Origin of the sequence: Motilimonas eburnea, assembly GCF_021295345.1 — a bacterium.
In the GTDB taxonomy this organism is placed as follows: Bacteria; Pseudomonadota; Gammaproteobacteria; order Enterobacterales; family CBDFNC01; genus Motilimonas; species Motilimonas eburnea.
In genome coordinates this window covers 115433-126148 of record NZ_JAIMJB010000015.1, presented here as the reverse complement: position 1 = coordinate 126148, position 10716 = coordinate 115433, and the positions used below count along the sequence as shown (strand labels likewise).

Genomic DNA, 10716 nt, shown 5'->3' with positions numbered 1-10716 from the left:
CGAGCTGAACAATGAGGTGGGGAGCCCCTCTACAGACGAAGTCAGAACGGATTCTGCTTCAAGGAGCGGGCGGCTTCCCCGGAACTGGTTCAATAGTAAATATGTTTGGTTACAACATACAAGGAGCAGCAGTCATGCTGCGATAATCAACGCATACCCGAAACGATCCCCAGAGCAAGCTCCGGTCCCAAAGCCACACAAAATACCTAGCCCTGACTAATCGCCCCTAAACATTGCACCACGAGTTGCATGGCTCTGACTTGTGAGCTCGCCTCGCCATAGCAACGCAGCTCTGGTGCATTACCCGAGGGCCGCAGGTGCACCACTTCTTGATTATTTAAGGTGATCCTTAGCCCGTCTGTGGTATCCACTTGCTCAACTTGATACTCAGCTAATCCCAAGATGGCCAATAGTTGCTCAGGCGCTTTAATGCCTTGTTCAACAATCACTAAACTGCGCTCACGCGGGAAATTTTGTAATCTATCGCTGGCGGTATAAATACTTGGCAACTCTTTTAGCAAGCTCGAAACAGGCTGCTTACCCGCCATTGCCAATACAGCTAACGCAGGCAATAACGCATCGCGCGTTGGCAGCGCAGTTAACGGCTTACCACCTAAGGTAATATCCGTTGCCAACAAAAAGCCACCATTGGCTTCAAACCCAGCCACGCGCTTATATCCATGATTCAATTCATCAAAAGCCGCAATAACATAAGGCGAGCCGATTTTAGTACGCGCAACTTGCTTAAACGCGCTACATACCTCAATCGCACTATTACAACTGACCGGCACCGAAAGGGCTTCAATTTGCAGGTATTGCGCCGCCAGCAAGCACAAAATATCGCCGCGCAGATAGGTGCCGGTTTCATCGCTCAGCAATGGCCTGTCACCATCGCCATCGGTCGAGAAAATCGCATCAAGTTGATGTTCACGCTGCCAATCTTGCGCCATTTCAATATCGGCTAAGCCCACCGCTTCGGTGTCGATAGGCACAAAGCTGTCACTGCGGCCTAGGCTGATAACCGTCGCGCCCAATTGCTCAAACAGATTGGCGTATAAATCACGCCCTGAGCTAGAGTGCTCATAAATGCCAATGCGCTTGCCGGTTAAAAAGTGAGGCGGAAAAATAGTTAAATTTCGCGCTAAATAGGCTTGCTCAGCTCGGTCATCGCTAGGCGGTAAACCTTGTAACACCATGGAGGGAAGCGCCGTAGTCACGGCTAACATACCTTGCTCATCCTGCTTAGATATTTCACCATCGGGGCGATAAAACTTAAGGCCATTACGATCAAAGGGTATATGGCTGCCGGTTACCATGATCGCCGGCACCCGATCAGCCATAGAAGTGAGTGCAAGCGCCGGCGTTGGCAGCACACCATAATAATCAACGGCTAAGCCAAGTGAATTGGCCGCCGCCATGCAAGCCAGCGCCATTTCAGGGCTGCTGGGGCGATTATCAATGGCTATCGCAATGCGATTGAACGTATAGCTTGCCCGCATCACCTCAATAAACGCCAAGGTAAAAGCACCGCAAACCGGCGCGGAAAAATCTTTAACTAAGCCCCTCGCGCCGCTAGTGCCAAAGGCAATGCCACTATCGTTGATGATTTGCTGCGCACTCATGAGCCCGCCCTGCCATATCTGTCTTCAAAGCGGACTATGTCATCCTCACCTAAGTAAGTGCCTGATTGAACTTCAATTAATTCAAGGGGCACCTTACCGGGGTTTTCTAACGCGTGAATAGTGCCAATAGGGATATAGGTCGACTCATTTTCACTAAGCAAAAAGGTATTTTCACCATTGGTTACCTTAGCCGTGCCCGAAACCACAATCCAATGCTCGGCGCGATGATGATGCATTTGCACCGAGAGTTTCGCGCCCGGTTTAACGGTAATATGCTTGACCTGAAAACGTGTGCCGGTATCAATGGAATCATACTTACCCCAAGGGCGCTGCACATCACGGTGATGTAGCACCTCACTGCGCTCACTGGCTTTTAGGCTCTCAACCAAGTGTTTAACCTCTTGCACGCGAGACTTATCCGCCACCAATACCGCATCCTTGGTTTTCACCACTATGGTATCTTTTAGGCCAATGCTGGCAACTAAGGTTTCTTGCGCATAGATATAAGAATCCTTGGAATCGATATCGAGCACATCGCCGCGAAACACATTGCCGCGCTCATCCTTATCAGAGACCTCCCACAATGCCGACCAACCGCCCACATCACTCCAACCACAAGACATGGGCACCACCACGGCCTGCTTGGTTTGCTCCATCACCGCATAATCAATCGAATCTTCTGGACTTGCAGCAAATGCGGCGGCATCAATGCGAACAAAATCAACATCTTCAGTGGGGGCCTGCATCGCCGCTACGCAAGCGAGATAAATATCCGGACTGTATTTTTCAAGCTCACTAAGAAAGACACTGGCTTTAAACAGAAAAATACCGCTGTTCCACGAATATTGGCCCGAATCCACATAAGCTTTGGCCGTGGCAAGATCCGGTTTCTCGACAAACTCGGCCACTTGATAAATATCACCAGCAGCAAAAGCCGCCCGCTCGCCGCGCTTAATATAACCATATCCCGTCTCAGGGTGATCCGGCACTATGCCAAAGGTCACTAATTGATCAGCGTTTGCAGCATCAATGGCTTGGCTCACCGCTTGGCAAAATGCAGCCTCATCTTTAACCACATGATCGGCCGCCAACACCAGTAACAAGGGGTCGTCATTTGGGTGTTTCGCCAACGCCTGCAGCGCTGCCAAAGCCAACGCAGGCGCGGTATTTTTCGCCTCTGGCTCGAGCAAAATCCCACTATGAGATAGGCCAGCAAGCCGAAGCTGCTCCGCAACCGTAAAACGGTGCTCTTCATTACAAATAATCAGCGGCGCTTGATGCGCAAGCCCAGCCAAACGCCCCGCCGTTGCCTGCAGCATAGTGGCTTGACCGTATAATGATAGGAACTGTTTAGGATGTAGCTTTCGAGAAAGCGGCCACAAGCGAGTGCCCGAGCCGCCAGCCATGATCACAGGAAGTAACATAACACACTCCAGATCCGTTGGATGATTATGTTAATTAAAGACTAGTATTGTGCAGAATGGAAAAAATCATAGGAGAAAGTAATAGAGCACCTTAAAAAGTTTAATATCCTATGATGTATCTACTGTAACTAGGTATGATTTTTTTAGTAACTTTTGCAATTATTATACAGAAAACTAGAGTAAAAAACACAAACAAAGAGAACAATAGCCAAGAATCATGCGCCAAAGAACCACCACTTAATTTACCAACAAACCATAAAATAAATGGGTGAAGGAAAAAAGCGGTAAAACTGGTACTAGCGACAGAATGTACATATCGATTATTGTACTTTTCAAACTTATTTAACCAGACCATAAAGAAGAAACATAAAATCAACTTTTGAAAAAACATTAAATCACCCCCCCCAAATTCAAAAGGCTTTTTATGGTAATTACCAATATCACCAATAAAAGTTTGAAAAGAAGCAAAAAACAAAACAACAAACAATAGAACTAAATCTTTACCATGAAGAAAATCATACACCTTTTCTTTGTAAATCGACGCCATAATTCCAATCAGGTAAACTGGGGTGTAATACATCACACTCTGAAAAACCTCAATATTATCTACGGGCCTGTGAAGAAACACAGCAATCAAAGAAAGAAAAAAAACAAAAACAAGTTGAAATACCAAACTCTTCCTAATAAAAACCATGTGTAGCGGTGACATAATAAAAACAACCACTATAAAAGGAATATACCAATATGCAGTAAGAAAACGACCGGAAAAAACGTACTTTATAGCAGGTATAATATACATTGAAAAAAAGTCATCACCGTGTGGGGAGAAGTATCCACCGAAATCTTCACTCCCCTTGTAAACCAAAATAAAAATAGGAAGAAAACCAAGAACAAGATAAGGCAACATTACATTTTTAGCTTTAGAAATAATAAACTTCTTATACTCAAACTTTTTAAAAAAAACATAATGAAACAAAAAACCAGATATAAAAACAAATAAAGCTGTACCACCAGAAATTAGATTTTTTATCAGAATACTGAAGAAACTATCAAAAACCATCCCATTGACATAGAACGAATGACCAGCCACAATAAATATTATTGCAATAGCCCTAAAGTGATTAAAGGAATTAAGCATTTAAAGTTCCAAGAAAGAAATTAGAAAACCCAGCACGACATAGAATATCGCACTGGGTTTGCTAAAAAATTAAATTTCCGTTACGTTAATATCTAAAATAGTACCAGTAAAACCAAGCCTACCCGATTGAAATCTTAACCTACTATAACTCGGATTACAAACTGGAACTATATCTGTGAACAAACCGGTACTATTTACTCTATGTTGATAGTCGCCAACATTTATAAGCGCTTCTCCGGTATCAACACTCGCATCATAGCTAAGCAAATATAATGAATGTGTTAAGCCTGCCTTTAAATGACTACCACCAATTAATGAGTATGGGTCTGACTCAAAATTTGTTATATCTATTGAATTAGGCCAAATATTACTACCTACAACAGATTCATTTGAGCCATTTAAGCTAGTGCCTAAGTAAATTGGTTTCAGTTGTATATTATGGAGAACACCAGAAAAGTTTTTATAAGAGTTAAGTACAGCTAGTCGTTCTCTACTAGGCTCACAAAGATTTGTTACAAATGTGTACTCACCGGATTCTTGTACTGGATAAGACTTATCACCGATACTGAATAGTGCGACCCCTTCTCTTACATTAGCCTTAAAACTGACGCGATATAATGCACTTTCGAAATTATTCTTTTCATAATTTCCAGCTAATAGTTTAAAAGGAGCCACATTATTGGCAGACAGGTCACCGAAAGTCCAAATATTTGAGGCGTGTGGAACATCGATATTATTGGCCATTCCAGGAGTGATCGCCGTAACATCAAATGCAAATTGCACCATCCAGTTATGTAATGGAGTATCATCGATGGATGATAACACTGATGAAGTATCTCTAATGTTAGTCAAAGGTGTTTTTTGATTACCTGTCAGAGATCTATCATTGGCAGTAAAGCCTGCATCAATACGTCCGCCAACTTCGATTTTCTCATTAAAGACAAGTTTGATCGTTTTCTTGTCAATTGATACAGAAGGAATTAATTCTCTATTGTCTACCGTAATATATCTAAATCCGTAGCCAGGAGCTTCAGGTAACGTACTTGTGTCAATCACCATATTACCTTCTGGCACATGCATAGTGATGCTAACTTCATTATTATTTACATATATAGATTCCGGCTGTAAGGGTTTCCATCGCTTATTTTGTACTAAGGTACTATATATGGCTTTAGCAAAATACTCACCTTGCAATATATACCCCTTAGGGTTTAGATGAGTTCTATCAGTATTCGAGTTGTAGTATAAACGGTTTAGATGATACTTTGGAGTTACTAATACAGCTTCTTGATAATCGTTTGCAAACTCCCAAGATGCAATGGCGATATCATGACCGTAACTCACTCCCGTTTGGTCCATAAAAAGCAGAGGAGTTTTAGTTTCAGAGCTTGTGTTACTCACAACTTGCTTGTAAGAGTTATGTAACTTTCTTAAATCTGTCTTGTACTCTTCTGGATTAGTCTTTGCGTTTGACTCGCCATGTATCCATGTCATAAATGGTACATTAAATTGTTCACCGCTTGCAGCAGTCAAGTTTTCTGCCGCACTTATCATTGTTTCACCATTCTGGAACGGCTCTGTACCATAGGCCAAATCAATAATTTTTTTCCCGCCTCGAGCATGTGGAGCGTAAACAAACTTTGGAAAATCAAGATTGTTTAACTTGTAAAGCTTTTCAAGCTTAGCAAACATGGCATAGGCGTGTGTTTCTCTGGTTTTTTCTTCAAGCGGAACGAGAGAGGTCACATCACTACTAGACAGCTTTTGATTACTGTATGGGCCGATTGCTCTAACGCCAGTAAATAAAAATACTTTATCTTTATTTACTGGACCGTAATTAATTTGAGGGTTTAGCTCAACGTTAGTATGGCCAACGCTTAATGATTGACCTGCAGCTAATACCAAATTGTAATCACTGACACCGGCAGCAAAACCAAAGGGAGTGACAAGGCACAAGGACAATAACAACTTATTTTTCATCATTTTTACAAAGCACCATAAATATTAAAGGAATAATAGAGTAACCAGCAATACCTGATAGAAATGAAGCTTCGAATAGAGACGTAATAAATATGTAAACAGCCATAGCATTACTTAGTCTATTCCTAGTTCTACAGACAAGGTTATAAATAAGAATAGCAATTATACATATTAAGCCACCTAGCCCTAGACTGAAAAAAGCCTGAAGTGCTAAATTATGAGCGTGTGCTGGTGTATAACCGATACTATCTGCGAGAGTAGGAATAGCAAGAGATGTCACTCCAATACCATAACCACTGAGCGGTCTTTCTAGAGCCATATCCCATACAGCTGGCCAGATATAAGTTCTTCCCGTGAAAGTGAGAACCTCCTCTGGATCCCCATGACGAGAAATCGATGTTAGAAAACCGGTGAAGTCATATATTGCGTAAACCAAAATTGTTAAAAAAGTAAAGCTCCCAAGTAAAAGCAGAAAAGATATTAGCTTATTTCTTTTAAAAAGAAACAGGGAGGAGATTAAGAAAGAAGCTAATGCAGTTTTACTATTACTCAATAATAGTGCAATTAAACAAAGTACAAATGCAACAACAAAGAAGTTTTTCTTCAAAACCCCTTGTTTGTAAGAATAGATAAGAAAAATACCATAGACTGCACAGAACCCTCCCATAGCATTCGAGGTTGAAAAGACTCCACTCATTCTAGGGCTGACATACAGAACATCATTCAACCAATATATGTGGCGACCAAGATCAGGCAGAGCAACATAATAAAAGTAGGAACTACATATAACCAAAAAAAATGCAACGGATACTGAATAGAGCAAATACTCATCACCAAACCTGCTCTTTACATATTTTATATACAAATAAAATGATGTATAAGAAAGAAGGACAACAAAGCTTCGAAATGGAAGCATTGAAAAAGGAAGCATAATTAAAGCTAAAAGCAAAAATGAGATCAGCAGCAACTCATGATTGCTGACAACTTTGAACCCAAACTTATAAAAATACAGAGCCGCTATAGTACTGCCGCCAAACCAAGCAACAAGCCTAAAGACAATTTGAAAATCGACATCACTGCTACCGTACTCTCTTATTCTAAAGACGAATAATGAAAAAACAAAAAAGACACAAAAAAACAACAAATTAACTATTCTTATTCTGCACATTGATATAATTCACTTTGTAATATAAAAACAGCATTACCAACAAGGCCAGCCATCCCAACATGATAATAAAAGAAGGCGTCATAAAATTGTAAAGACCAAAAGCTTTCATTAGAAAAAGAACTACGACAACAACAAAACCTGTTACAAAATATGAAGAGTTCATATAAAAATATAACCCATCTTTAATGAGCAGCATTTCTACTGAACGAATCAAACTCAAAGAGATAAAGATAACCATCCAAAATATCAGGTCATGTATTGGCGGAATCAATGCTGGCTCGTAAAAATTTTCTAGCATAAAATAGCCAATGAAAAAGCAAAGTAGCGAGGAGAAAAATGAAATTGATAGATACTTACAAGATATCTTATTAACAAAACCAACAACTCCAGAAGAGATACTTGACAGAGTCCTTTGATCTACAGCTTCAAGTGACTTTATAACTATTTGAACAGGCTGATAGATAGAGCGAGAAACAAAAAGAAAAGCTGAAATATTACTAGAGAAAAATGATGACACCACTAAAAATGGAGCATGGACTAGAAATAACTGAGAAACCGACTGCAAATTCCTATTCAAAAGTAGCTTAGGATTTGAAAACCAATATAATGAATTCTTCTCAACATTATATAGCTTACTTTTCTTATCAAGACTTAAGTAATACCCAAGCACTGCAACCATCTCTAATAAAAGAAGAAAAAGATAACTTTTACTCAATAATTCCACACTTAATTCAACAAAAAAAACAGATTGAATAACAGAAATGAACAGAGAAAAACTAACTATAACAGGAAAAAAGAAGCCCCTACTAGACATAAATAGATATCTGACTAGCTCATGAGAAAACAAATATGAGAACAGAAAGAAAGTTAGGAATATGGCATCATCGGAATAATCAAGAAAAAAAAGAAAAAGATAAACAACAATAACCGATATCAAGAACAGCAATAACGAACCGATCAGAAAGTTGTATATCAAGTTTGGGCTTTCTTTATTATCACTTAAATTAAATGGTATTAGGATAATTGTTCTTTGGAACGATAAGAATATAAGAGAGAGTGTCATTGCAACACCAAAGGAAACAACAGAGGCTGCCCCTGAGTGTTTAAGCAACAGAAAAGTAATTAAAAAATTTGTTCCTGAAGAAAGTAAGGAATCAATGAGCAATGAAAGTTTATATTTCATTTTCAACCAACGACCTTATGTAACCACCTAAACTTTCTTCATCACTTTGGGCTTTATTCGAGAAAAAATCAGCATCGTTTTGCAAACTTAACACTTCCACTAATATCTTTTCTAGTTCATTCATATCAGTGCAAACACGAAATAAACTTGAATTCGACGTCATTGGTTCGAATCTAGCAATTGTATCTAATTGATGATCATTTCTATGCTCAGAATAACTAGCAAGCCTGGGGACAACTATCAACTTTTTGTTCAATTCTAAACATTGAATTATCGTTCCCATACCTGCGTGGGCAATAACAACATCACACCAGGCTAGTTTTTCTTTATATTCACTTGAAGTTAAGAATGGAGTTGCATTTACATATTCGTAATGACCATTATCCTCACCTATTTGAGCTAAGACATTAAATCTTTTTGACTCATTAATTGCATCCACTACCTTTATCAAACGAGAAAAAGGCAATTGTGCACCAACTGTAACTAATATATTCATTAAATAACCTTACCATGATATTCAATTTTGCTATCTGTCAGCTCAGGCCATTGAGTCAACACTTTGTGTGCAAAACGTTGTGCTATTCTCCCCGATGCAGATAGTTTCTTGGTATTCGCGATGCTATCAACCCAGACTGTTTTTATGAAAAAAATCCTAGCCAAAAAAATAGCAATCAAGCCAGGCATAGCCCCTGTAGTTATCACCCAACGAGGCTTAAACTTTAATAGATAATAGGCTAACTGGAAAGTTATGATCGGGAGGCGCCATAGCGTATCTCTAGAAATATCCGAAACAAGTAATTCATTAACTTTTGCAGGAGTATCGTTTTTGCTTATTTTTGTTCTAATCAGACAAACATCTTCAGGTTGATACCCTGTTTGTTTAATAATATTTCCAAGCTGGACATAGTGTCCACCAGTTGAAGCGATAGCGAGTATTTTTTTTCTATTATTCATCAATTAGAATACCAAGTTTTTGTGTTTTTATATTGCTACGGATTATTTTTGCTGGATTTCCGGCAACAATAGAACCATCAGGAACATTTTTAGTCACGACTGCGCCAGCTGCTACCACGCAACAATCACCAACCTCCACTCCGGGCATTATTATAGAATTCCCGCCGATAAAGCAGTTCTTACCAATTTTTACATCCTTATGGATTTTTCTGCACATATCATGGGTTAAAATAACAGCTCCAAAAGCAATATATGTCCCCTCATCGATATGAACCCCTTTCGGATTCGTCTTATCTAGCTTTGCTTTTAACGAAACTCTTACACTTTTATGTATGTTCATCTTGTAAAAATGTACATACCAAAGTGTTATTAACGACAAAATAAACTGTCGAAAATGTACATGAATAAAGCGTTTTATCATCTAGTGCTCTCGTCCCTTTCCCAAGTGATACTCCTAGCATTATTTAACTGAGTCTTTGCTCTTATTAGAGTCAAAAAAGTTACAGATATATAAACAAGAAAGTCAGATAACATTCTTTCTTTCAAGGCAATTTTGAAAAGGCTCGATATGCCATTTTTACCCGTTGTGGGTGAAACAAACTTTTCTTTTAACTCTAAGTTACCTAGCTTACTTCTGGTCTTAATTTTAATTAAAGACCAGAGATTCTTTGGCGTTTTTACAACCGAAAAACAGTCATTTATTTTGGTTACATTTTCAGGCCCCAAAACTCCTTTCACATATCCATCATCAGCAATTACTCGAGGAAGGTTACCCAATTTTTCAATGGCTTTTGGTGATAATAAGTAAACACCAGAATTAACCATACCCGCTCGATATGCGGGTGTCACCTTAAGAAAGCGGTAGTACTTTCTTACCCAAAAGTTGCTATCTTCGATAACGCGGGTTAAAGGTGAAGCAAAGAGGTATACTGTTGTCTGAATAAACGCCAAGATCTTTGCCACATCACTTTTCGAAATAACAACATCTGCATCTTGAATCATGATGTGACTATGGCTAGCTAATTCAATGCCTTTATTAATTGCAGCAATTTTTGAACCCTCAGTAAGTTCAACCATTCTCATGTTACTAAAATGATTTCTTACAATGTCTGCAGTATTATCGTCACACCCATTAGGTATAACAATCACTTCCAGACGGTCTCCAACAAGCTCTTCATATTCAGATAGAGTTTGCTCTATACAATTAGCTTCGTTGTATGCAGGAATTACAACCGTTAACATAAATA

10 protein-coding genes are annotated in these 10716 nt (G+C 39.3%); all 10 read right to left on the bottom strand.

All coding sequences use genetic code 11. The features are described 5' to 3' along the window. Positions 1 to 206 precede the first annotated feature (206 nt). The 10 genes from K6Y21_RS15240 to K6Y21_RS15195 all read right to left on the bottom strand — a co-directional run bounded on the left by K6Y21_RS15240 (position 207) and on the right by K6Y21_RS15195 (position 10711). Positions 207 to 1622 (bottom strand): phosphomannomutase, encoded by a 1416-nt coding sequence (locus K6Y21_RS15240; protein ID WP_233072731.1) that lies wholly within the window; start codon positions 1620 to 1622, stop codon positions 207 to 209. Continuing rightward, a complete protein-coding gene (locus K6Y21_RS15235) occupies positions 1619 to 3046 on the bottom strand; it encodes a mannose-1-phosphate guanylyltransferase/mannose-6-phosphate isomerase (RefSeq protein ID WP_233072729.1) in 1428 nt (475 codons plus the stop codon). The genes K6Y21_RS15240 and K6Y21_RS15235 overlap by 4 nt, the downstream gene beginning before the upstream one ends. A 100-nt stretch (positions 3047 to 3146) precedes the next feature. Continuing rightward, positions 3147 to 4184 carry an acyltransferase family protein gene (locus K6Y21_RS15230; protein ID WP_233072727.1) on the bottom strand — a complete coding sequence of 346 codons (1038 nt, stop codon included), beginning with the start codon at positions 4182 to 4184 and terminating at the stop codon, positions 3147 to 3149. 69 nt (positions 4185 to 4253) lie between these two features. After that, a complete protein-coding gene (locus K6Y21_RS15225; protein WP_233072725.1) occupies positions 4254 to 6167 on the bottom strand; it encodes a hypothetical protein in 1914 nt (637 codons plus the stop codon). Continuing rightward, positions 6154 to 7332, bottom strand: a complete 1179-nt coding sequence (locus K6Y21_RS15220; protein WP_233072724.1) for an O-antigen ligase family protein — start codon at positions 7330 to 7332, stop codon at positions 6154 to 6156. The genes K6Y21_RS15225 and K6Y21_RS15220 overlap by 14 nt, the downstream gene beginning before the upstream one ends. After that, entirely contained in the window at positions 7310 to 8515 is a 1206-nt protein-coding gene (locus K6Y21_RS15215) for a hypothetical protein (protein ID WP_233072722.1), read from the bottom strand. Before K6Y21_RS15215 ends, K6Y21_RS15220 begins: the two co-directional genes overlap by 23 nt. Next, the gene (locus K6Y21_RS15210) at positions 8505 to 9011 is read right to left on the bottom strand and encodes a glycosyltransferase (RefSeq protein WP_233072721.1); all 507 of its coding nucleotides are present in this window, start codon (positions 9009 to 9011) and stop codon (positions 8505 to 8507) included. The genes K6Y21_RS15215 and K6Y21_RS15210 overlap by 11 nt, the downstream gene beginning before the upstream one ends. Next, positions 9011 to 9469, bottom strand: a complete 459-nt coding sequence (locus K6Y21_RS15205) for a hypothetical protein (protein ID WP_233072719.1) — start codon at positions 9467 to 9469, stop codon at positions 9011 to 9013. The genes K6Y21_RS15210 and K6Y21_RS15205 overlap by 1 nt, the downstream gene beginning before the upstream one ends. Beyond that, positions 9462 to 9890, bottom strand: a complete 429-nt coding sequence (locus tag K6Y21_RS15200; RefSeq protein ID WP_233072717.1) for an acyltransferase — start codon at positions 9888 to 9890, stop codon at positions 9462 to 9464. The genes K6Y21_RS15205 and K6Y21_RS15200 overlap by 8 nt, the downstream gene beginning before the upstream one ends. Beyond that, positions 9887 to 10711, bottom strand: coding sequence for a glycosyltransferase family 2 protein (locus tag K6Y21_RS15195; RefSeq protein ID WP_233072715.1), 825 nt, complete (start codon positions 10709 to 10711; stop codon positions 9887 to 9889). Before K6Y21_RS15195 ends, K6Y21_RS15200 begins: the two co-directional genes overlap by 4 nt. Positions 10712 to 10716 lie beyond the last annotated feature (5 nt).

What these genes read in the sequence shown, in the direction of transcription:
- K6Y21_RS15240 (WP_233072731.1), bottom strand. Translation starts at nt 1,622, where the DNA reads ATGAGTGCGCAGCAAATCATCAACGATAGTGGCATTGCCTTTGGCACT.
- K6Y21_RS15235 (WP_233072729.1), bottom strand. Translation starts at nt 3,046, where the DNA reads ATGTTACTTCCTGTGATCATGGCTGGCGGCTCGGGCACTCGCTTGTGG.
- K6Y21_RS15230 (WP_233072727.1), bottom strand. Translation starts at nt 4,184, where the DNA reads ATGCTTAATTCCTTTAATCACTTTAGGGCTATTGCAATAATATTTATT.
- K6Y21_RS15225 (WP_233072725.1), bottom strand. Translation starts at nt 6,167, where the DNA reads ATGATGAAAAATAAGTTGTTATTGTCCTTGTGCCTTGTCACTCCCTTT.
- K6Y21_RS15220 (WP_233072724.1), bottom strand. Translation starts at nt 7,332, where the DNA reads ATGTGCAGAATAAGAATAGTTAATTTGTTGTTTTTTTGTGTCTTTTTT.
- K6Y21_RS15215 (WP_233072722.1), bottom strand. Translation starts at nt 8,515, where the DNA reads ATGAAATATAAACTTTCATTGCTCATTGATTCCTTACTTTCTTCAGGA.
- K6Y21_RS15210 (WP_233072721.1), bottom strand. Translation starts at nt 9,011, where the DNA reads ATGAATATATTAGTTACAGTTGGTGCACAATTGCCTTTTTCTCGTTTG.
- K6Y21_RS15205 (WP_233072719.1), bottom strand. Translation starts at nt 9,469, where the DNA reads ATGAATAATAGAAAAAAAATACTCGCTATCGCTTCAACTGGTGGACAC.
- K6Y21_RS15200 (WP_233072717.1), bottom strand. Translation starts at nt 9,890, where the DNA reads ATGATAAAACGCTTTATTCATGTACATTTTCGACAGTTTATTTTGTCG.
- K6Y21_RS15195 (WP_233072715.1), bottom strand. Translation starts at nt 10,711, where the DNA reads ATGTTAACGGTTGTAATTCCTGCATACAACGAAGCTAATTGTATAGAG.